Below are 22,828 nucleotides of genomic sequence, written 5' to 3' on the forward strand. Positions count from 1 at the left end.
AGACCAAAAAGAATGAAATTTGTTGGACTTGTAGGATCAAACTACGATCAATCATATAACCGTAAGCTCTTGGAATTCATCCGTCGTCACTTCAAACTCAAATTTGAATTAGAAGTCCTCGAAATTGATGAAGTTCCAATGTTTAACCAAGACGAAAAATGGGACGAAAGTTTCCAATTACGTTATTTATATAACAAAATTACTCGTGCTGATGGTGTTATCATCGCTACTCCTGAGCACAACCACACAATCTCAGCTTCCCTAAAATCTGTTCTTGAATGGCTTTCATATGAAGTTCATCCATTTGAAAACAAACCAGTCATGATTGTGGGTGCTTCTTACTATGACCAAGGTACTTCACGTGCCCAAGTTCACCTTCGTAAGATTCTTGACGCTCCAGGTGTCAATGCCTACACACTTCCAGGAAATGAATTCCTTCTCGGTAAAGCTAAAGAAGCTTTTGATGTTAATGGAAATATCACAAATGAAGGAACTGTTAATTTCCTTGAAACATGTTTAGACAACTTTGTAAAATACGTGGGAGTCGTTTCAAAATTGAAAAAACCAAAACCAATTGAGCCAGAAGATTTATATTGTACAAATTCAATTGCAACTACCATCCAAGGTGTTGATCCAGATGATCCTGAATGGGTAGAAAAAGCTGCTGAACTTGTTGGAGCTGTTTCTGGAGATACTTACGTTAAATTAGACCACGGTATCTTGACAGTTAACCAAATTGATATGTTCTTGAAAGCAATGCCATTTGAATTGACATTTGCAGATGATAACAATCAATTTTTGTACTTTAATAACGCACACCAAGACCCAGATACAATGTTTGGTAAACGTGTACGTGCTCAATCAGGAAATAGATTAGGAACAGTACACGGTACATTGCCAGATTCTAGAATGAAAAACGTTGAATGGGTTGTCGGCGTATTGCGTAACGGGGATCAAGAATATGTCCGTACAATTGTGCCAGGAACACCTGAAGGTGTTATTAATACCCATAATTACCAAGCAATGTACTACCCAGATGGTTCATATGCTGGAATTAATGAGATTATCTTTAATTTCCAACCATGGCTTGATTGGTACCTCAATACAACTGGTCAACGTTTAGTCGGTGGAAATGCTGCAGCTCCTGCTGGCGGACATGGTCACGGCGATGCAGATGCTACATCTGGAGCTTCTGATTCAGGTGATGCCGGTGGTCACGGTGGTGGCGCTGACGCTACATCTGGAGCAAGTAACTAATCATTTTAGGAACCATCTTGGTTCCTTTTTTAGCAAAAAAAGACTAGCAGTTTTTGTCTGCTAGTTTTTTAGTTATTATTTCATCTATCTTTGTTAAAAGAAAGAATACTTATTATGAATTTGGATCATCGAGACTACGACCATGTAATCCTTTTTCACGTTGAACTTGGCGTAGTTTTTCTGGTGTAACATCGTTTCCTTCTTCGTCCACAATTTTGATTCCCTCAATGTGGTGACGAACAGAGCGACGATAACCTTCGATGTACTCCTCACGTAGTTTAGCTTGTTCCACTTTTTCTTCTGGTGTCAAGCCTTCTGTTTTTTTCTTTTTAGCGAGCTCGTTGATACGAGCAATTTTTTTCGGATCCATTTCTTCTCCTTTATGATAAGATAAACTCCGTTTAACAGATTTTATTTGGTATTGATTTGGTTAAAACGTGCAAGTTTAGCTGCTTTTTGAGTTAAATGAGACAAGATAGCCAAACGATTTTGACGGACAGCCTGATCTTCGGCCATAACCATAGTATTTTCAAAGAAGGCATCAATAACTGGACTAAGCGCAAAGAGCTGTTTCAATTGCTGACTTGCAGATCCTGATAAAACGAGTGTTTCTACCGCTTCTGCCAAGGCTTTCTCTTCTTCATTTTCAAAGAGAGCTGGATCAACCGTGTCGGATCCTTCTGCCTTCTCAGCCAAGTTAAAGGCACGTGAAAGTGATTCAACAGATGGTTTGAAGTCTTCTTCCTTGCTTGCTTCTACGAGAGCACTTGCCGCTTCCAACATATCCGCCACAACAAAGTTTGATCCTGCAAGAACGGCATCCTTGATATCTTTTGGAGTAGAGCCCATCATCTTATCAACACGAGCCTTGATAAAGTCCATAACCTCTGTCTTATTTTCATAAGTCAAGCTGTCAAATTTCAAAGCATAAAGGCTATCAATCAGCTCATCCATAGCAATGTGCCAACCAAAGGCATCCAAGATACGAACCACACCTTGGGTCGCACGACGAAGGGCATAAGGGTCATTAGAACCTGATGGAATCAAACCTACGGAGAAGAAGCTCAAAATCGTATCCAATTTGTCTGCAATGGCAAGCACTGCACCGACCTTGCTCTCTGGAAGTTCTCCTTCAGCTGATGTAGGCATGTAGTGTTCACGAATAGCAGCTGCCACTGCTGGAGTTTCACCAGCAAGAAGGGCATATTTCTCACCCATAATTCCTTGGAGTTCATCAAACTCACCAACCATACCTGTCAACAAGTCAAACTTGTAAATGGCAGCTGCGCGAGCTAGGTCAATCGTTTCATCCGCTGACAAGCCTGCTTTTTCTGCCAAGAGAATAGCAATCTGACCCGTACGAATCATATGTTCACGAAGGGAACCAATTTTCTCATGGAAAGTGACATTGTTTAATTTTTCAACAAGGTCTGAAATGACCAATTTTTGGTCTTCACGCCAGAAGAATTCACCGTCTTCCAAGCGGGCTACTAAGACTTTTTCATTTCCCTTGATGACATTTTCCAAATACTCTGCATTTCCGTTACGAACAGAAATGAAGTTTGGCAAGAGCTTGCCATCTTGATCACGAACAACAAAGTAACGTTGGTGTTCTTTCATCGAAGTTACCAAGACTTCTTCTGGAACCTCAAGGTATTTGGCATCAAAACTTCCCATAAAGGCAGTTGGGTATTCAACCAAGTTCAAGACTTCATTAAGCAAATCAGCATCAATTTCGATACGTACACCATGCTCAGCTTCGATTGCCTTGATTTGGTCAACAATCATTTGCTCACGTTCACGTGGATCTGCGATTACAAACTGCTTACGAAGGTCTTCTTCATAGCTCAATGCTGACTGAATCTTGGTTTCTTTCCCCAAGAAACGATGACCACGGCTCACACGATCACCCTTGATATCAAGGAAATCCAAATCAAACTCTTCTTCATCTAAAAGAACAGTTAAAGTGTGAACAGGGCGGATGTATTCAAAGGTGTTGTTAGCCCAGTGCATGCTGACAGGGAAAGTCAAGGACTTCAAGACATCTACAACACCAGGAACAATGGCTTCAACTGCTTGACCAATTTCTTCCTTGGTAACATAGACATATTCTTCACCCTTGATTTCACGGAATTCGATATCTTCAACAGTCAATCCTTTTCCACGAACAAATCCTTGAGCTGCTTTTGTGAAGTTTCCATCACTATCCAATGCAATTTTCTTTGCTGGACCCTTGAAATCTTCTGTCAAATCAGACTGTTTGTCTGCAAGACCAGTCACACGAACAGCCAAACGACGTGGTGTTGAGAAGGTTTGAACAGCTTCAAAAGACAGGCGGTTTTCCTTGAGGAAGGCTGCCATTTTTTCGCCTAGTTGTTTTTCACTTGGTGTGACAACATAGGCTGGTAATTCTTCAAGACCGAGTTCTACTAATAAGTTTTTTGTCATGTTTTTTCTCCGAAAAGTATCTTTTTATTTTCCAGTTTGCCTTATGTGATTGGCACGCAAGCAACCAACTTCGTTGTTTCATTGCTAAAATTGGAGCCAAAAGTCTCCAATTTTGCCTAGTATCCTTAGCTTCACTAAGGATACCTTCATCACTGAGGCAACTGGCTCAGGGCTCACTCTGTTCGCCCATTTTCGTAATTTGTCACTCTCTTTATTCTGCGTCTTCTGCTAAGAGTTTAGCTCTTGTTTCTTCATCTAAAAGTGGGTAACCTAGGCGTTTGCGTTCTGCGACAAAGGTTTTGGCTACAACACGGGCCAAATTACGGATACGAGCGATATAGCCTGCGCGCTCTGTTACAGATACGGCACCACGCGCATCAAGCAGGTTAAAGGTATGTGAACATTTGAGAACATAGTCATAGGCAGGGTGCACCAATCCTTCTTCCAAGGCACGACCAGCTTCTTTTTCAAACTTATCAAAGTTTTCAAGCAACATTTCTTGATCAGAAATTTCAAATGAATATTTTGAATGCTCGTACTCAGGCTGGATGAAGATTTCTCCATATTTTACACCATCAGCCCACTCAATATCATAGACAGAGTCTACTTCTTGAATGTAAGAAGCCAAGCGTTCCAAACCATAGGTAACTTCCGCAGTCACAGGGCCAGTTGCCAATCCACCTACTTGTTGGAAGTAAGTGAACTGAGTAATTTCCATACCGTCAAGCCAAACTTCCCAACCAAGACCAGCTGAACCAGTTGATGGGTTTTCCCAGTTGTCCTCAACAAAACGAATATCGTGTTCCAAAGGATTGATTCCCAATTTTTCCAAAGATTCAAGGTAAAGTTCTTGGATGTTTGATGGAGATGGCTTCATGACTACCTGGAATTGGTGGTGTTGGTAAAGACGGTTAGGATTTTCTCCGTAACGACCGTCAGCAGGACGACGTGATGGCTCTACATACGCTGCATTCCATGGCTCAGGTCCGATAGCACGAAGGAAAGTGTACGGACTCATTGTCCCCGCACCTTTTTCATTATCATAAGCCTGCATAAGCATACAACCTTGGTCATTCCAAAATTGTTGCAAAGTCAAAATAATTTCTTGAAATGTTAATTTTTTAGACATTGTTTACTCCTTTAGTTTTTATATTTCTTTTTCAATTAATTTCTGCTGAACAAACCAATTTAACAAGGGAAGAGTTTTATCTGTATTTGCCCATAAATGATAAGAATCGAAGACCGCTTGTACACTACCTAGATTTTCTACCAACTTATCTATTGTCAAAAAACTACGCCAGTATTCGTAAAAAATACTTGCATAGTTCTTGTCATAAGTCGAAGAACCAAAATCATTCAATGAATGCCAACCATACTTCTTCTGAAAAAGTTCTACAAGAGATTGATTACAATTTTTTTCCGCTTGAAATTCCTCTTCTGTCAAGAAATACTTGCGACTAATATATTCAACCATCCCCTCTTCGAACCATATATAAGAGTCGTAACCATCAAAATCATCTAAAAAATACTCCGACCAATGAGCTAACTCATGTCCTACAATCTGTAAGAGGAAATTTTCAGATAAAGAATGATAGTGACTTTCTATTGCTTGAGTTTGCTGAGAACACTCGTAGTCCATCAACTGATACAAATACAACTCTTTCCAAACAGCTAAATCAGGCGTCATAACCATTCGTCTATTATTTGTATAGGCTGGAACAGCACTTTCCCTAATAATCTGTGTAGCAGCAGTAAAACTTGACCAAATAACAGCTTGCGGTAAATCACAGACTGCAAGTTCATTCTTTAAAAAAGATTGATAATCTTTCAACTTTTCAGTATTTCTTACTACAAAATCACGAAATGCAGCTAGTTGACTATCGTCTTTTACAAGATAAAGATTTTCCACGTCTCTCCTTTCTTTCACATAATAGACTGAATAAGCGAAAGAACCGCGTCCGACAATCCTAGGTTGATTTAACCTAGGGGCGTCAGAAACGCGGTTCCACCCTAATTTATTACTTCATTGTTTTAAAAAATACTACAGAAAGCGCCAGCACTTTATTTTGCCCTACTTGGCTCCCACTATCCCAAGCTCGCTTGAAGAACGCCATAAGACTTTCTTTCCTGCAGACTATTATATCAGAATTGCAACATACTGTAAATCAAAAACTATAGAAAGATATATATTATTCTCTACTCGCTTTTTGAGAAAGTTGCAAGTCCGATTACTGACAACAAGAGAGAAATTCCTGAAATACTTAGCATAATAGAAATTATATTATTCTCACCAGTGGCTGGTAATTGTTTTCCTTCTTTGTTGACTGTAGCTAAAAATGCTTGTTGACTACTTCCAGCTAGTGTTTTATTCTCATGCTTATCTTCTATATTGGAATGAGGTATTGCAATTGATGAAGCTTTCTCAATTTTATCATTGCTAATTGAAGACTTAATAGTTGAGACTTGTCTATTGTGACTTACTAATTTAACAGGTTGCACTTGAGAAACTGGTTTGGTTGGAATAACTGGACTAAGCGTTACAACTGGTTTAGCTGGAGTAACTGGCTTAACCGTTACAACTGGTTTAGTTGGACTAACTGGCTTAATCATTACAACTGGTTTAGTTGGACTAACTGGTTTAATCGTTACAACTGGTTTAGTTGGATTAGCTGGCTTAACAGATGCAACTGGTTTAGCTGGACTAACCGGCTTAACTGGTACAACTGCTTTAGCTGGGGTAACTGGCTTAACTGGTACAACTGCTTTAGCTGGGGTAACTGGCTTAACTGGTGCAACTGGTTTGGTTGGAATCTCTACTTTATTAGCCTTAAGTTTTACAGCCATATCTTTTAGAGCATTGATTACTTCATTAATTTCTTCTTGACTAGCTTCTGTATTTTCCAAAAGTAACTTAGCTTTGTTGAAAATAAGATTATATGCATCTTTCTCCTCTTTGCTAGCTGTCAAAAATCTTGGATCTTTGTCTTGGAACTTCACTTCATCCACGATAACATTTTTCAGGCTCATGAAATCTGTTTCTTTCCCATTCAGCTGGTCTTGTGCTTTCAAGAAAGCGGTCAATAGACGGTCGATTTCATCTTGAGTTATCAAATCTTTTGTAATTAATAATGCCAAGAGTTTAAATTCACGATCATATTGACCTTTGCGTTCTTGATCAGAATTTATATATTTACCTTTTTTAACTGTCTCAGCATATGCTTTAATAGCATTCTTCAATGATGTGATATCAGATTCCTTACCATCTAATGTTTGCAGAGCAGACTCTAAAGCCTTAACAATTTGGTCAATTTTATCTTGGTTAAGTTTACTTCCCAATGCTAGTTGCGCATCTTTGACACTTTGATCAAAAATCTCTTTTAACTTCTGTTTTGTATTATAATATCTCGGAGTTTTAACTACTTCCATTTGTTTATTTAAAGCTGCAATCAGAGCTAACTTAGAAACGACTGAAAGTGACAAAACATTATTTTTACCAAACAGGACTTTAAATGGTTGAAGATTATCAAGTAATTCATAACCATTGGATAGATTTACAAGAACTTTATATTCACCAGTAACTACTTTCTTACCATAAGAATGTTTACCATATGTTTCAGCTGGCAAGACTTGACTCTGACCATCTTCACCTACTAAAGTAATCGTTGTAGTTCCAGGAACAGCTTGATTAAAGCCAACCGTTACTGGGGCATATTTCATTTTGTTAGCCAAGAAGGTAATAGTTTGAAAACTGTTTTCTTTCGTTAAATCAAATTCCTTAGATAGAGCACTCACAAATTTCAACTCTGTACGGTCATAGCTAAAAATTTCTGCAACATAATGCCCAAATTTCAAGAAATTAATATCTTTTGACTTGTCAACAGTTACATATTGACCTTCGCTATTTTTAATGCGATAAACATAAGTTGTATCAATCTCATCCTTGGTTTTATTGTTTAGTATAGCAATTTTTACACGGCCACTATTTTCTTCACCTACAAGATCTTTGAGAGATATAAAATCTACATTTCCCGCAAAGTCTTCTACATAATAGAAGATTTTCGATTTATCAACGTTCTTAGGAAGTGTATAACTACCATCTTCATTTTGTTTGATAATTTGATACTGTTCGATTTCTGAATCTGTCGCTTCTCTATTTTCAGAAGGACGAATATAAAAGACTTTTTCTAGAAGAATTCCGCCATTTCCTACATCCTGAGGTTTACGAGCTATAAATTGTTCTTGATCTTTTTGAGAACGAATATATCCCGAAGTAATCAGAGGTTTTTGTGTATCGATTTGAATTTTAAATGTTGTATATTGTTCCTCAGCTCCAGGGACATCTGGCTTATAACTAATAACATAGTCATAAATTCCATCAGAAACTCGATTTCCATTAGAATCCTGTCCTCCCCAAGCTGTTTTATCTAAAATGTAACTTTTTGGATTTCTAGTATCGCCATCAAAATAATTTTTTACAAGGTCTGTTGGACGACTTTGCCAAATAGGCTGACTGTGTGTTGTATCCGAAGAATCATAAACCGTCGCACGAAGATTTACCAAATTTCTATAGACAAGAGTTTTAAATTTAACAGAATCTTTATTACCATCCTCATTTGGCGAGATAGCAAGGCGGATGTTCCCCTTTTCATCTAATTGTAGATGGTATTTTCCTTCAGCATCTTGTTTCACTCCGAGTACAGTCACTCGACTTCCTTGACGCTCTGCTTTTAAAACATTTACATCATTTTCAGAACTTGTTAAATAAGTTGCATCGTCTGAAGGTGAAATTCCTGGATTATCTTTATCAATTTCAGAGTAAAATCCACTGTTTCCTTCCTTAATCAATTGATAAATTGGTTTTTCAATTGCAGGTAGATTTTGGAATTCTCCCTTAAATCCCATAAATGGTAAACCAATAATAGAACCATCATCTGCAGGATTGACAAATCTAACAAATCCTTCTAGAAAATATCCATTTGGCATTATTTTGCTAAGTTCTTCAGTAAACTTACTTGTATCTACACTAACTGTTACCGTCTTCGTACTATGAGCTTTCACAGTTACTTCAGGCCAAACTGTTTCAGTTAGTTTTCGTGGACGGAGAGTGAATTTCCCTTCTTCAACTTCGTCCGTATTTGTATTTACAATCATCTTCAATGTTTGGTCTTTATCCGAAATATTATGAATTGTAACTTCAAAGGTAAATTTATCACCAACATTGCCAAGAGTAACACTTGGATAGTTATTTGCACCTGTTACAAATAAATCTGTGCTTGTTGCCGCCATCGTGTCAACTACGCCTGCACCTTGCTGACGTGGAGAAGTATAGGCTCCAGTTTGTTTATTAAAATGTGGTTTTGCAGTAGACATAATTAAAGCTTTTACAATCTCTGAAATTTGACTAGCTGATAATTCAGGATGTTTCTTTGCTAAATATTCTTTGACTAATGCTGCGACACCAGCTACATGAGGGGCCGCCATACTTGTTCCACTGATACTTCCATAGCTATTGTCGTTAAATGATGAATAGATATTTCCACCAGGTGCAGTAACATCTGGTTTCAATTGTCCATCAGTTGTAACTCCCCAACTTGAAAAATCTGATAATTGGTCTGCAATGTCTGATTTACGATTATCCATCTTGTGATTAAAGACAATTTTATACTGACCAGACTTAAGAATTTCACCATAATGTTTTGAAATAAAGATAGATGGGATTTTCTTAGCATCACCTGTAACAGACATACTAACATTTGCACCTTCAACGTTGTTATAAATTAAAACTCCAGCTGCACCATGTTGAAGAGCATTTTTAATCTTATCAGAAAAATTAATTTTACCACGTTGAATCAGTGCTAACTTGCCTCTTACATCAATATTAGCAAAATCTTCTTCACGACCAATACCCGCTGCTACATATTCGTATTCTTTCCCGTTTTCAAAATCTTTTTCTGTTTCAGGTCTATTAAAATCAAACTTACCATAATCAAGGGTAGCGTCATTTTCTAAACCTTTTACTTCAAAGACTTCAGTAGTTAGAATTTTATTATTAATAGAAGCAACAGAAATTGAATCTTCCACTGTAGAGGGATTTCCTACAAGACCATAATCAGGATTTGCTGCCAATGGTTGTGAAAAACCTCTACCGAAAGTATTACTATTACCTGCAGCGATAACAACAGATACTCCTTTAGCGCGTGCTCTTTTTACTGCATCAATGATATCTGAACCAGCATCTACCGTTGAACCCGCACCTGCACCCAAACTCATATTGATCACATCTGCACCTAATGCAACAGCATCATCAATAGCTTTTACATAAAGGGCAGAGGCTGTAGTTTTATCTCTGTCTGAAAAAACTCTCATAAACATAATTTGAGCTTCTGGCGCCACCCCGTAAACCTTCTCAGAATTCGGTGCTTTATTAACAGGATTTCCAGCTACAATTCCAGTAACGTGCATTCCATGAGACTCTTTTTCAGCCTCTTTTATATTATCAGTTCCATCAAAGTAATCATAAGCATATACTACTTTGTCACTGTACCATTTCCCATAGTCAATACCAGCAGCCTTTTTAGCTTTTTCGATATCATCCTGATTTTTAAATTTCGCCTTTGACGGATCAGAAATACGCAAAACCTCATGATTCAAATCAAGACCTGAATCTATAACAGCGACTACAGTTCCTTGTCCTTTATGTCCTGCTTCCCAGGTTTTAGGGACAGTAATAATTTCATTACTGGAGATACTGTTCGGCTTTTCTTTATGTCCACCTTGAGATAACGACTGTGATTGTATGCTTTCTGAAGAAGAATTACTTTTCACTGCTGATTCTTCCTTCTTCTCTTCACTTTTTATAGCAGTCGTTTCTTTCTGTGTGGTTAAATCCTTGTCTGACTTATTATCTCTATACTCGATAGAATCATCTTGTTTTAATGACTCTATCACTTCTGTTTTTTCTTTCGAAGAAGAATTTAGAGCATTCTTGTCAGCCGTGACTGGTGATGCAAGCTTATTTGAATCATCTAATTTATTAGTCGTTACAGTACGTGTAACTTGATTGGATGTTTCAAATTTTCCCTCATCGGCACTAACCTGTGCGAAAGCAAATCCGAAAGCAAAGACCGTTAGCAGAAAAATTGTTGCTATTTGGTACTTGTTAGGACAAAAATCTTTGCAATCTCCCATAAAATCACTCCTTTTTATTTAAATTAAAAGTATTATATACCAAATTATCTGAAAATTCTATCAAAATATTATTTTGTAACAAAATTGTAATATTAACCAATCCTATCATGAGATTTAAACATAAAAAAATTTAGCCTCGATTAATACAAGACTAAATTTATTTATTGAAAAATTACTTACGATTTAATTAGTTATTCAGCAAAAGTCTTACTGATCACGGTCATAGAATAGTTCATGTGCTTTTAATCGTGAATTAAGCATTTCAGGAACTGTGACAAAGTGATATCCTTGCTCTTTTAGATAATCTATAATCTTTGGTAAAGCATTGACTGTTTCAGCATGGATATCATGCATTAAGATAATCGAACCATTACGAACTTGACGTTGAATCTCTGTCAAAATTGCTGCTTCATTCTTACTCTTCCAATCCAGACTATCCACATCCCACATAATAAAACTCAAATCAAGGCTATTTCGAATGTCGTCTGTAATGGCTCCATAAGGCGGACGCATAAGTTTGGAACTAGAACCCAACACTTTAGTTAGCGCATCCTCAGTATCAGTAATCTGTTTTTTAGCTTCGTCAAGTGAAAGTTTTGAAAGCACTGGATGACTCCAACTATGGTTTCCAATAACATGGCCATCCGATTTCATGCGTTTCAAAATCTCTTCATTTCCAGAAACATTCTTACCTAAAACAAAGAAAGTTGCCTTGATACCATACTTAGAAAGTGTATCTAATGCTTGATTTGTCGTTGCAGGATTTGGTCCATCATCAAAAGTTAGAGCTACCACTTTTTGGTTTTTCTTTTCATAATAAGCCTTATAAAGTTCGGCATCCTTGTCTAATAAATAAGAGGATTGTACTACATCAAAGAAACTAGATACTGGTAAGGCAATCTCATCTAGATTTTCAACTGACTGACTTGGATAAAGGATAATCTGACTATCCTTGTAATCAAAATTCCATGCAGACAAGTCTTGTTCAGAGAAGCCTTTAACAACTTGATCAATCTTTTCTTGGTCCAATTTCTTATCCTGTAAGAAAGAGGTGATTTCTTTTAACAACTGCTCTTTGGCTTTACTAGGATCTGAAAATAATTGATCAAGTGTAAAAGGTTTACCATCTTCTGTCAAATGGACTTTTGCCAGACTAGTTTTTTCAGTCTCTTCAACTTTTGACGAAGTTAAATCATAGACTTGTTTCATCACACTTCGGTTAACAATCCCTTTTAAAGTCGAATCCTGTTTCTCCGTATAATAAAAAACTAGATTTTCCTTGTCTTCCAGATTTTCCTTAATATCCTGTGTCATGATTTCTTTTACAGATGAAATCACTTGCTCCCCTTGGAGAGGATAATAGGCAATTACTTCGGCTTGTCCCTTACGAAAATGATCTTTCTGATTTCCCTCACTCAATTGATCATCTTTCTCTTTTTTGAGCGTTTCAATCCTTTGTTCAAAACTTTTCTTTGTATATATTTTGTATCCAATCATTGAACCAAGGACACAAATACTTACTGAAAAGATAGCTACTAGGGCTATTAAACCGATTCTCTTTTTATCGTGCTCAACACGATTTGCTCTACTTTTATCCATAGAAATATCATATCAAATTCAGGCTATAATTTCAATGAGAAATAAGTACTATTACTCGTTTTGAACAAAAAAATAGGCTCCATAATATCTATAGGGGGATTTACCCACTACAAATATTATAGAGCCTTTTATTATGTTAGAAACGAATCGTCTCACGTGTTTTTTCGTATGAAGTGACAAAACGGTTGGTTACACCTGGTTCTGCAACTTCCAAAGCTTGCGAAATCTTATCAAATGAAGCATGATAATCAAATTCTTTTTCAAAAATTTCTAATGATTCATTAAAAGCTTCTTGAATTCGTTCATCAAATGAGCGGTAACGGTTCGAATACTGTAGCAATTGTTCTGTCAATGTTGCATATTGAACAATATTATATGTTTCTTCTTCAAGTGCTTCCATATCATTGGTTGTAATTTCAAGCATACGGTTCACAGCTTCGATATTGACCCGAGCTTCTTCTAGTTCAGCCATCAACTCTTCAGTATGGTTACTTGCTGTAAAGAACAACTGTAAGAAATTCTGAGGAATACCTGGAAGATTGCGTTTTTCCATATATCTCTTAATTGTGTGAAGACGATTAACATAAACATTTGCCTTCTGGCGAGCATTGATATCATTTTTTTCAATCTGAGCAAGGCGTTGACTAACCGCAACTTGTTCATCTTCAATTTCCTTCAAAGTCGCTTGTAAGTTTTCCAAACGATCTTCAAGGAATGAATAAGGTTCAGAATGTTCCTCTTGTTCAGAAGTTAATTCCAATACAGATTCTTCTAAAGATTCTAACTCAGCTTGTAATCTATGAACATGACTAACATCCGTTTCAGATAGTAGGTAATTGTTACTCAATCGTTGAATATCTTCCACTAAAACAGCATTACTATCTTTCATGTGTTTCAAATATGTAGGAAGGGTTGCAACTAAGCCTTCTACTACTTTTTGAGCAGCAATTTCTCGTGTAAAGATATCATAGAGTGTATTGATTTCTTCTTGAACTTGAGTATTTTCATACTCAGCATTATCCAACTCTAATTGTGCAATATTTTCGTGGTTTTTCTTCAAAGCTTCATAAAGCAATTGGAAGCGAGATTCAATATCCGTTTCAGCAAAATGATAATTAGCATCTAAAAGTTTACGGTAACCGTCTTCCAAATCTTCCAATTGATCAGGTAGCTCTTTAGATAATGTTTTTACAATTGCTGGCAGGCGATCTACTATGTGACTCAAAGCCAAGATATGATTTTCAGCATTATCCAAAATCACAGCAGCTTCTACTGGGTCACCTGAAGTGTTCAAAGTAACAAACTGAGAAAACTCTGATTGGATATTTTCCAATTGTTTTTCGATTTCAGATAAACCTTGGCCATATTCTTCAGAATGATCAGCCACTCGGTGTTGCAACTCTTCAAACAAGTCCAAAGTATGAAGAACACGTCCACTATTTTTAGACTCTTGTTTCTCCAAATCTGCCAAAGCATTGCGAATTGCCGCAATATCTTCTTCAATCAAGGTAATTTGACTCTCGATTTGGTCTATTTGATGACTGGCCTTGAAAAAACGGAATGAGTTGTTATAGCCTTCTGCCTCAAAAAGATTATTTTCGATATCCGCAAAAGAGTTAAGAGATAGGTCAACCCATTTTTGGTTCCACTCACGGAAAGTCACTTGACTTTGTCCAATCAAGTGCATATTTTTTACAGCTTCAACTTCATCGTTTACTGGAAGATTGTACAGCTCTTCTTTTTTCTCTTCTAAAATTGCTAATTTACTTTCATTGCGTTTTCGTACGTAGATTGCGATAGCATAGGCAATCACTAAGAAAACTGCAACAGCAATTGCAAGATAAATTACTAGTGTACCAGACATATTAAACTCCTTTTTTACTTGAAACAATCGTAATGATTATATCATATTTTTTAGACCAAGGGAACTAGTTCTCCCGATTTTTTAGACATCAAGTGTACTATAGACGGCATTTTCTTCGATAAACTCACGACGAGGCTCTACTCGATCCCCCATCAACATATCAAAGATTTTATCTGCCTCAGCTGCATCATCCACAGAAACTCTGGCCATCAAGCGATGTTCCGGATCCATGGTTGTTTCCCACAATTGGTGGTCGTCCATTTCACCCAGACCTTTATACCTCTGAATAGTTGGTTTGGCACGACCTTCACTGTGGCGGGCTAAGGCTTCTTGGAGTTTAATTTCTTGGTCTGCTCCTGGCTGGATATATTCTTTAATCTCGCTTCCAACCTTGACACCATAGATTGGTGGTTGGGCGATATAAACATAACCAGCTTCTAAAATTGGTTTCATATAACGATAAATCAAGGTTAAAAGAAGAGTACGAATGTGGGCTCCATCGACATCGGCATCGGTCATCAAAACAAGTTTTTGGTAACGAGCTTTTGAAACATCAAATTCTGCACCAAATCCTGTTCCCATCGCTGTGAAAAGACTACGAATTTCTTCGTTAGCTAGAATCTTATCCATACTTGCCTTTTCAACGTTCAAAATCTTACCGCGGATTGGAAGAATTGCCTGAAATTCACGGTTACGACCAGATTTGGCTGACCCACCAGCTGAGTCTCCTTCGACGATGAAGAGTTCTGTTTCAGCAGGATTGTTAGAAGAGCAGTCTGCTAGTTTACCTGGAAGGTTGGAAATTTCCAAACCAGATTTTTTACGAGTGACTTCACGCGCACGCTTGGCAGCCACACGAGCCTTAGCAGCCAGAATTCCTTTTTCTACAATGCGTTTTGCAATTTGAGGATTCTCCATAAGGAAATCAGAGAAGGCATCACTGAAGAGGCGATTGGTAATCTTGACCACTTCGCTATTTCCCAATTTGGTCTTGGTTTGTCCTTCAAACTGTGGATTTGGGTGTTTAACTGAGATAACTGCAGTTAATCCTTCGCGGACATCTTCCCCTGTTAAGTTGTCTTCATTGTCTTTCAGTAACTTATTCTTACGAGCATAATCATTGATAACACGTGTCAAGGCTGTACGGAAACCTTGTTCATGCGTTCCACCTTCATGGGTATGAATATTATTGGCGAAACTCATGACATTTTCATGGTAACCTGTTGTGTACTGCATGGCTACTTCGACTGTGATATCATCCATCTCACCGTCTGTATAGATTGGTGTATCAAAGATTACATCCTTGTTCTCGTTGATATATTCAACGTAGCTAGCAATCCCACCTTCATAATGGTAATGCTTGGTTTGTTCCAAACCTTCACGCTTATCTGTGATAGAGATTTGAAGACCACGATTTAGAAAGGCCAATTCTTGAATACGTTTATTTAATTTATCAAAGTCAAAAGTGGTTGTTTCAGTGAAAATTTCTGGATCCGGTGTAAAGTGAACTGTTGTTCCCGTTTTATCCGTATCTCCAACTACTTCAAGATCTGCGACAACATGACCACGACGATATTCTTGGTAATGAATCTTACCATTTTTGTGGACATGAACGTCTAATTGAGTTGAAAGGGCGTTAACAACTGAGGACCCCACTCCGTGAAGACCACCTGAGACCTTATATCCGCCACCGCCAAACTTTCCTCCAGCGTGAAGAACAGTAAAGACAGTCTCAACGGCAGGTCGACCTGTTTTTTCCTGAATATCGACTGGGATACCACGCCCATCATCAACAACTGTAATCGAATCATCGGGCTCAATAAAGACTTGAATATGGCTAGCAAATCCTGCCAAGGCTTCATCAATTGAGTTATCAACAATTTCCCAGACTAGATGGTGAAGACCTTCTTTTGAGGTCGATCCGATATACATCCCTGGACGCATACGAACAGCCTCTAAGCCCTCTAAAACTTGAATTTGACTGGCATCATAATCTTGTGCCTGCAGATTTTTAATTTCTTCTGTCATCTTATTCCTTTTTCTTACATGTCTAATACTTGTCTTAAATTCACGATACTGGTAAACAAGTGGGTATCGAGTCCAGCAGCTTGCCCTGCTTCGATATCAATCGGCCGATCACCGATGACAAGACCAGAGTTAATTTGATACTTTTCTCTTAAATAAATCATGGACTCAGGATCTGGTTTTCTCTTAAAGCCTGAGTTAGAAGTCACCACTTCTGTAAAATAAGCTGCTATAGAGGTTTTTTCTAAAATTTCCAAGACCTGATCATTTCGATGAGAAACTAAAAAATGACGGCCACCTTGATTTGAGATATCTTCCAATAAACCAGAAACTCCATCAAATAAAATCGGATGTTCTAGCTCTCTGGCTTCATTTTCCTTGTACTTTTCTAAAAAATTCTCTAAGTTGGGAGCGAATGTCTCAATCGCAAAATCAGTAGAAACCTTTAAAGACTGATAGACACTGTCATGGTCTTGTGTGATGCCATACAATGCCAATGTTTCAACAAATGCAGCTGTTGAAGTTTCGTAATTATCTAGTAAAGTTCCACCTAAATCCCAGATGTAATCGTGATATTTCATACCCTTCATTATAGCATTTTTTTATGAAAAAAGCGATGATTTCCCTGAGTTTTCCACATAAAAAATGCTCTATGATATTTATATAGGATAAATTTCTTATAGATATTATGAAACCTATTTTCTTGTAGAAAAAAGCCCCATATAATCTATAATGAAAAGTAACCAAACCATCATTAGAGAGAATCATATGGAACAATTATATTTTAACACAAAACTACTTTATATTAAAAATCCTAATATCCAATTTATGGATGTTATTAATAAGGGGGGTAACTTCTCAAAGTAAGTTCCACTTGACTGGTATTGAGACTAGCTTTTCACTAATCTTGTCTTGAAATTTTAAAATAGATTATAAAACCTTACTCAAGAAGTCTTTAGTCCGCTGTTCTTGGGTTTGTTCAAAAATCTGTTCAGGTGTTCCATCTTCAACAACCACACCGTCTGCCATAAAGATGACACGATCTGCCACCTCACGAGCAAATCCCATTTCATGTGTTACGATAACCATGGTCATTCCTGACTTGGCTAGGTCTTGCATAACAGCCAATACCTCACCTACCATTTCAGGATCCAAGGCTGAAGTTGGCTCGTCAAAGAGCAAAACATCAGGTTCCATGGCCAACCCACGCGCGATGGCAATCCGCTGTTGCTGCCCACCTGACAAACTCTGTGGGTAAGCATCTGCCTTATCTGGCAAACCAACTTTTTCCAAAAGTTCTTGGGCTCTCTTCTCAGCCACTGCCTTGCTCTCACCTTTGGTCTTGATAGGTGACAAGGTGATATTTTCCATCACAGTCATATTAGGAAAGAGATTAAATTGTTGGAAAACCATGCCCATCTTCTCACGCATGGCAAACAGATCATTCTTCTTATCCGTAATATCGACTCCCTCAAAGATGACCTTCCCCTTGGTTGCTTCTTCCAACAAATTCATAGAACGAAGCAAGGTAGATTTCCCGCTCCCTGAAGGACCGATGATAACGACAACTTCTCCTCTTTTAATCTCGAGGTTGATGCCCTTCAATACTTCATTCTTTCCAAATGATTTATGTAAATTTTCAATTTTTATCAAGGTTTCTGTCATTATTTCTTATCTCCTTGTCCCATACGTTTTTCAAAAGCTTTCAAAGCCACTGTCAAAATAGAAGTCATAATCAAGTAGTAAAATGCAGCAAATAAAAGTGGTGTTAAAGGTAGATAGGTTGTTGTAGAAACTGTTGTAGCCCCATTCCACAACTCCATAACACCAATAGCTGATAAGAGGGAACTATCCTTGATAATGGTGATAAATTCATTCCCCAATGCTGGCAAGATATTTTTGATAGCTTGTGGCAAAATCACATAGCGCATCGCATTTTTAGGACGAATCCCTAAAGAATAGGCCGCCTCTAACTGACCCTTAGGAACTGCATTAATCCCAGCACGCACAGTCTCAGAAACATAAGCACCACTGTTCATAGAAATAATCAAAATCCCTGGAATCAGACGAGAAAGGTCAACACCTAAAATTCCAACCTGAATAGTCGGAGCATTGATATGCATAAGGGCAAAGGCAATCATAATCTGAACCATCATCGGTGTCCCACGGAAAATCCAAACGTACAAGTTGGCGAGCCAGACAAGCGGTTTAAACTTTGAACGTTGCCCAAAAGCCAAGACAACACCCAAAATAGTTCCCAAAAAGACAACACAGATAGAAATGAGAACCGTCACGACAGCCCCATAGTTAAAATAAGGTAAATACTTAGGTAAAAAAGAAAAATTCATAGTCACACTGCTTTCTAAAATAGAATACTGTATGATTATAACATGTAATGAATTAAAATTCAAATCTTTTGTCTAATTTATTCAAAAAAACTTTAAGCTGGTAGAATTAGCGAGAAATCTTAGTTTTTTCTAGGCAAGTTGGCCTCCTTTATGGTAAAATAGTAACGATAAGAAATGAAGGAGAATCAAAATGGAATCACATTTGGTTAGAATCATCAACCGCCTTGAAGCAATGGCTAAAGACGGCGGAAATTTAAAACGTAATTTTGAACGCGAAGGAGTTGTTGTTGCAGAAGTTGCATACAGCCACGACGAAGAAAACGGCTCAATCTTTACTCTTCGTGATGTCGAAGCTCGCGAAACTTATACGTTTGACAGCATTGACTTGATTGCAATGGAGATTTACGAACTCCTTTACTAATACAAAACAAGCTGGGGTTACACCCTGCATGTCTAACCAAAATCCTTTTTGTCTCACAAATAGGATTTTTTTATAGTCTAAATTCACAAAGATTTTCCTTGTAACAACTTCTCAAAGCTACAATCTTTTTACTTGCTTTACACCCCAATCCTGTTATAATGAAATTATAGAATTTTGACTATTTTTGACCTTTAGACAGGTCAGGCTAAAGAAAGAAATGAGGTAGATGTATGCTTTGTCAAAACTGTAAAATCAATGACTCAACAATTCATCTTTATACCAATCTTAATGGAAAGCAAAAACAAATTGACCTCTGTCAAAACTGCTATAAGATTATCAAGACAGATCCTAACAATAGCCTCTTTAAAGGTATGACGGATCTGAACAATCGTGACTTTGATCCCTTTGGTGATTTCTTCAATGACCTAAACAATTTTAGACCTTCTAACAACACTCCTCCGACTCCCCCAACCCAATCAGGTGGAGGTTACGGTGGAAACGGCGGTTATGGTTCCCAAAATCGTGGACCTGCTCAAACTCCTCCACCAAGCCAAGAAAAAGGTCTGCTGGAAGAATTTGGTATCAACGTAACTGAAATTGCCCGTCGTGGAGATATAGATCCCGTTATTGGCCGCGATGATGAGATTATCCGTGTCATTGAGATTCTCAATCGCAGAACCAAGAATAATCCTGTTCTTATCGGTGAACCTGGTGTTGGAAAAACTGCCGTTGTCGAAGGTCTAGCTCAGAAAATCGTTGATGGCGACGTTCCACATAAACTCCAAGGTAAACAAGTCATCCGTCTGGATGTGGTTAGCCTAGTTCAAGGAACGGGTATTCGAGGACAATTTGAAGAACGCATGCAAAAGCTCATGGAAGAAATTCGAAAACGTGAGGATATTATCCTCTTTATCGATGAAATCCATGAAATTGTCGGTGCGGGATCTGCGGGCGATGGCAATATGGATGCAGGAAATATCCTCAAGCCAGCCCTTGCTCGTGGTGAACTGCAACTGGTCGGTGCAACTACCCTCAATGAATACCGCATCATTGAAAAAGATGCTGCCCTAGAACGCCGTATGCAGCCTGTTAAGGTCGATGAACCAACAGTGGACGAAACAATCACAATCCTCAAAGGTATTCAAAAGAAATACGAAGACTACCACCACGTTCAATATACCGATGCTGCGATTGAAGCAGCTGCAACTCTTTCCAATCGCTACATCCAAGATCGCTTCTTGCCTGACAAGGCCATCGACCTCCTAGATGAAGCGGGTTCTAAGATGAACTTGACCTTGAATTTCGTGGATCCTAAAGTAATCGATCAGCGCTTGATTGAAGCTGAAAATCTTAAATCTCAAGCTACACGAGAAGAAGATTTTGAGAAGGCCGCCTACTTCCGTGACCAGATTGCCAAGTATAAGGAAATGCAAAAGAAAAAGGTCACAGACCAGGATACTCCTATCATCAGTGAAAAAACCATTGAGCATATTATCGAGCAGAAAACCAATATCCCTGTTGGCGATTTGAAAGAGAAAGAACAATCTCAACTCATCCATCTAGCCGAAGATCTCAAGTCGCATATTATTGGACAAGACGATGCTGTCGATAAGATTGCCAAGGCTATTCGCCGGAATCGTGTCGGTCTCGGTACGCCTAACCGTCCAATTGGAAGCTTCCTCTTTGTCGGACCAACTGGTGTCGGTAAAACAGAACTTTCCAAACAACTAGCTATCGAACTCTTTGGTTCTGCTGACAGTATGATTCGCTTCGATATGAGTGAATATATGGAAAAACACAGCGTGGCTAAGTTGGTCGGCGCCCCTCCAGGTTATGTTGGCTACGATGAGGCTGGGCAATTAACTGAAAAAGTTCGTCGCAATCCATATTCCCTCATCCTTCTCGATGAAGTCGAAAAAGCTCACCCAGATGTTATGCATATGTTCCTCCAGGTCTTGGACGATGGTCGTTTGACAGATGGGCAAGGACGCACCGTTAGCTTCAAGGATGCCATCATCATCATGACTTCAAATGCCGGGACTGGTAAAGCCGAAGCCAGCGTTGGTTTTGGAGCTGCTAGAGAAGGACGTACCAATTCTGTTCTCGGTGAACTCGGTAACTTCTTTAGCCCAGAGTTTATGAACCGTTTTGATGGTATTATCGAATTTAAGGCTCTCAGCAAGGACAACCTCCTTCAGATTGTCGAGCTGATGCTAGCAGACGTTAACAAGCGCCTTTCTAGCAACAACATTCATTTGGATGTAACTGACAAGGTTAAGGAAAAATTGGTTGACCTCGGCTATGATCCAAAAATGGGGGCGCGCCCACTTCGTCGTACTATTCAAGACTATATTGAAGACGCAATCACTGACTACTACCTTGAAAATCCAAGCGAAAAAAACCTCAAGGCAGTGATGACCAGCAAGGGCAACATTCAAATTAAGTCTGCCAAAAAAGCTGAAGTAAAAACTTCTGAAAAAGAAGTATAAATCCTACAGAAAAGGAGTAGAAAATGAAAATTTTCTGCTCCTTTTTATTAAAATAACTATAAATTCTTGACAGCTCGGTCTTTGTCCATTAAGATAATAATAAAGATAATAAATAATGAGGAAAATCCAATGGCAAACCCAACTTTCGGAGAAAAGAAAGCAAATACAGACTATGTTTCACGCTATGGCGTATATGCAGTTATCCCTGATGCTGAACAAAAACAAATTGTTCTTGTTCAAGCACCTAATGGTGCTTGGTTCCTACCAGGTGGTGAAATTGAAGCAGGTGAAAATCATCAAGAAGCCCTAAAGCGTGAATTGATTGAAGAGCTTGGCTTTACAGCTGAAATTGGTACCTATTACGGACAAGCTGACGAATATTTCTATTCTCGTCACCGTGACACCTACTACTACAATCCAGCCTACCTCTATGAAGCGATTTCTTTCAAAGAAGTGCAAAAGCCACTAGAAGACTTTAATCATATTGCCTGGTTCCCTATTGATGAGGCTATTGAAAACCTCAAACGTGGTAGCCATAAATGGGCTATCGAATCTTGGAAAAAACAGCATAAGATTGGCTAAATCAAGCTACTTTATTCAAAAAGTGCTATAATAGAATTAGAAAATCGGAGGAAATGTTATGAAGCTTATCAATACAACAAACTCACACTCGCAACTTGTAAAAAGCCAGCTAGAAAGTACAGATGCAACCCTTGTTGAAGTTTATTCTGCAGGTAATACAGATGTTATTTTTACCCAAGCTCCGCTTCACTATGAAATCCTCATCTCAAACAAACACCGCGCTATTCGCGAACCTGAAATCGAAGCTATTCAAGAATTTTTCTTGAAACGTAAAATTGATAAGGACTCTATTGATGAAGCCAATATCAAAACCCTCTATTCAGAAAAATTAATTGGAATTTCGATTCCAACCAAATAAAATCTTGGAGAGATTAGAAAGTGCTTTAAACCTTATGGAACAAAATTGGGTTTATTTAGCTTTTTAAATCATCTCCAATTTTTTATCTTGAAATCCTATCATACACAATTTTATAGGTAACAAAGGAGACAAGCATGGGAGACATGATATATCGAGAGGCAAGACTTGAAGAATACGAAAAAATTGGAAAACTATTAGCTAATTCTTTTCTTGACTATCCCTTTTTAACGATTATAAGGGATGATTTGA

The 22,828-nt window shown here is 38.1% G+C and carries 16 protein-coding genes and 1 pseudogene; 6 read left to right on the plus strand and 11 right to left on the minus strand.

The window, feature by feature from the left end:
- The first annotated feature begins 12 nt into the window (after positions 1-12).
- Entirely contained in the window at positions 13-1,257 is a 1,245-nt protein-coding gene (locus HMPREF2701_RS09075) for an NAD(P)H-dependent oxidoreductase (RefSeq protein ID WP_061589828.1), read from the plus strand.
- 112 nt (positions 1,258-1,369) lie between these two features.
- Here HMPREF2701_RS09075 and HMPREF2701_RS09080 read toward each other — a convergent pair whose 3' ends face one another.
- From HMPREF2701_RS09080 to HMPREF2701_RS09130, 11 genes are all read right to left on the minus strand, one after another.
- Positions 1,370-1,627, minus strand: a complete 258-nt coding sequence (locus HMPREF2701_RS09080) for a DUF896 family protein (RefSeq protein ID WP_049487816.1) — start codon at positions 1,625-1,627, stop codon at positions 1,370-1,372.
- A gap of 41 nt (positions 1,628-1,668) precedes the next feature.
- A complete protein-coding gene (gene glyS, locus HMPREF2701_RS09085) occupies positions 1,669-3,705 on the minus strand; it encodes a glycine--tRNA ligase subunit beta (protein ID WP_061589829.1) in 2,037 nt (678 codons plus the stop codon).
- A 211-nt stretch (positions 3,706-3,916) separates the two neighbouring features.
- Positions 3,917-4,834 carry a glycine--tRNA ligase subunit alpha gene (gene glyQ, locus HMPREF2701_RS09090; protein ID WP_000038736.1) on the minus strand — a complete coding sequence of 306 codons (918 nt, stop codon included), beginning with the start codon at positions 4,832-4,834 and terminating at the stop codon, positions 3,917-3,919.
- Between the two features lie 18 nt (positions 4,835-4,852).
- On the minus strand, positions 4,853-5,614 hold the full coding sequence (locus HMPREF2701_RS09095) for an elongation factor Tu (protein WP_070482812.1): 762 nt from the start codon (positions 5,612-5,614) through the stop codon (positions 4,853-4,855).
- 287 nt (positions 5,615-5,901) lie between these two features.
- A complete protein-coding gene (locus tag HMPREF2701_RS09100) occupies positions 5,902-10,893 on the minus strand; it encodes a S8 family serine peptidase (RefSeq protein ID WP_225902319.1) in 4,992 nt (1,663 codons plus the stop codon).
- A 207-nt stretch (positions 10,894-11,100) separates the two neighbouring features.
- Positions 11,101-12,492: a peptidoglycan-N-acetylglucosamine deacetylase PgdA gene (gene pgdA / locus HMPREF2701_RS09105; protein WP_070482815.1), complete on the minus strand. Its 1,392-nt coding sequence runs from the start codon at positions 12,490-12,492 to the stop codon at positions 11,101-11,103.
- A gap of 136 nt (positions 12,493-12,628) precedes the next feature.
- Complete coding sequence (gene ezrA / locus HMPREF2701_RS09110; RefSeq protein ID WP_070482818.1) at positions 12,629-14,356, minus strand: septation ring formation regulator EzrA; 1,728 nt, start codon at positions 14,354-14,356, stop codon at positions 12,629-12,631.
- Positions 14,357-14,437: 81 nt separating this feature from the next.
- Positions 14,438-16,384, minus strand: coding sequence for a DNA topoisomerase (ATP-hydrolyzing) subunit B (gene gyrB / locus HMPREF2701_RS09115; protein ID WP_000134040.1), 1,947 nt, complete (start codon positions 16,382-16,384; stop codon positions 14,438-14,440).
- A gap of 14 nt (positions 16,385-16,398) precedes the next feature.
- On the minus strand, positions 16,399-16,962 hold the full coding sequence (locus tag HMPREF2701_RS09120; protein WP_061589907.1) for an HAD family hydrolase: 564 nt from the start codon (positions 16,960-16,962) through the stop codon (positions 16,399-16,401).
- Positions 16,963-17,311: 349 nt separating this feature from the next.
- The gene (locus HMPREF2701_RS09125) at positions 17,312-18,046 is read right to left on the minus strand and encodes an amino acid ABC transporter ATP-binding protein (protein WP_000140954.1); all 735 of its coding nucleotides are present in this window, start codon (positions 18,044-18,046) and stop codon (positions 17,312-17,314) included.
- The gene (locus tag HMPREF2701_RS09130; protein WP_001011642.1) at positions 18,046-18,729 is read right to left on the minus strand and encodes an amino acid ABC transporter permease; all 684 of its coding nucleotides are present in this window, start codon (positions 18,727-18,729) and stop codon (positions 18,046-18,048) included. The genes HMPREF2701_RS09125 and HMPREF2701_RS09130 overlap by 1 nt, the downstream gene beginning before the upstream one ends.
- 190 nt (positions 18,730-18,919) lie before the next feature.
- Between HMPREF2701_RS09130 and HMPREF2701_RS09135 the strand changes: the two genes are divergently transcribed.
- The 5 genes and pseudogenes from HMPREF2701_RS09135 to HMPREF2701_RS11570 form a co-directional block, all read left to right on the plus strand.
- Positions 18,920-19,150, plus strand: a complete 231-nt coding sequence (locus HMPREF2701_RS09135) for a DUF1797 family protein (RefSeq protein WP_000443570.1) — start codon at positions 18,920-18,922, stop codon at positions 19,148-19,150.
- 230 nt (positions 19,151-19,380) lie between these two features.
- On the plus strand, positions 19,381-21,639 hold the full coding sequence (locus HMPREF2701_RS09140; protein WP_061589830.1) for an ATP-dependent Clp protease ATP-binding subunit: 2,259 nt from the start codon (positions 19,381-19,383) through the stop codon (positions 21,637-21,639).
- Between the two features lie 129 nt (positions 21,640-21,768).
- Positions 21,769-22,221: an NUDIX hydrolase gene (locus HMPREF2701_RS09145; RefSeq protein ID WP_061589831.1), complete on the plus strand. Its 453-nt coding sequence runs from the start codon at positions 21,769-21,771 to the stop codon at positions 22,219-22,221.
- A gap of 58 nt (positions 22,222-22,279) precedes the next feature.
- Positions 22,280-22,579 carry a DUF1827 family protein gene (locus tag HMPREF2701_RS09150; protein WP_000767189.1) on the plus strand — a complete coding sequence of 100 codons (300 nt, stop codon included), beginning with the start codon at positions 22,280-22,282 and terminating at the stop codon, positions 22,577-22,579.
- A 134-nt stretch (positions 22,580-22,713) separates the two neighbouring features.
- A pseudogene (locus HMPREF2701_RS11570) lies at positions 22,714-22,828 on the plus strand (GNAT family N-acetyltransferase); the annotation flags it as partial.

The organism is Streptococcus sp. HMSC077D04 (assembly GCF_001808785.1).
Taxonomy (GTDB): Bacteria; Bacillota; Bacilli; order Lactobacillales; family Streptococcaceae; genus Streptococcus; species Streptococcus mitis_BX.

Coding starts and splice junctions, on each gene's coding strand:
- HMPREF2701_RS09150 (WP_000767189.1), top strand. CDS start 22,280: ATGAAGCTTATCAATACAACAAACTCACACTCGCAACTTGTAAAAAGC.
- HMPREF2701_RS09100 (WP_225902319.1), bottom strand. CDS start 10,893: ATGGGAGATTGCAAAGATTTTTGTCCTAACAAGTACCAAATAGCAACA.
- HMPREF2701_RS09130 (WP_001011642.1), bottom strand. CDS start 18,729: ATGAATTTTTCTTTTTTACCTAAGTATTTACCTTATTTTAACTATGGG.
- pgdA (WP_070482815.1), bottom strand. CDS start 12,492: ATGGATAAAAGTAGAGCAAATCGTGTTGAGCACGATAAAAAGAGAATC.
- HMPREF2701_RS09145 (WP_061589831.1), top strand. CDS start 21,769: ATGGCAAACCCAACTTTCGGAGAAAAGAAAGCAAATACAGACTATGTT.
- glyQ (WP_000038736.1), bottom strand. CDS start 4,834: ATGTCTAAAAAATTAACATTTCAAGAAATTATTTTGACTTTGCAACAA.
- HMPREF2701_RS09125 (WP_000140954.1), bottom strand. CDS start 18,046: ATGACAGAAACCTTGATAAAAATTGAAAATTTACATAAATCATTTGGA.
- gyrB (WP_000134040.1), bottom strand. CDS start 16,384: ATGACAGAAGAAATTAAAAATCTGCAGGCACAAGATTATGATGCCAGT.
- HMPREF2701_RS09135 (WP_000443570.1), top strand. CDS start 18,920: ATGGAATCACATTTGGTTAGAATCATCAACCGCCTTGAAGCAATGGCT.
- HMPREF2701_RS09080 (WP_049487816.1), bottom strand. CDS start 1,627: ATGGATCCGAAAAAAATTGCTCGTATCAACGAGCTCGCTAAAAAGAAA.
- HMPREF2701_RS09120 (WP_061589907.1), bottom strand. CDS start 16,962: ATGAAATATCACGATTACATCTGGGATTTAGGTGGAACTTTACTAGAT.
- glyS (WP_061589829.1), bottom strand. CDS start 3,705: ATGACAAAAAACTTATTAGTAGAACTCGGTCTTGAAGAATTACCAGCC.
- HMPREF2701_RS09140 (WP_061589830.1), top strand. CDS start 19,381: ATGCTTTGTCAAAACTGTAAAATCAATGACTCAACAATTCATCTTTAT.
- HMPREF2701_RS09075 (WP_061589828.1), top strand. CDS start 13: ATGAAATTTGTTGGACTTGTAGGATCAAACTACGATCAATCATATAAC.
- ezrA (WP_070482818.1), bottom strand. CDS start 14,356: ATGTCTGGTACACTAGTAATTTATCTTGCAATTGCTGTTGCAGTTTTC.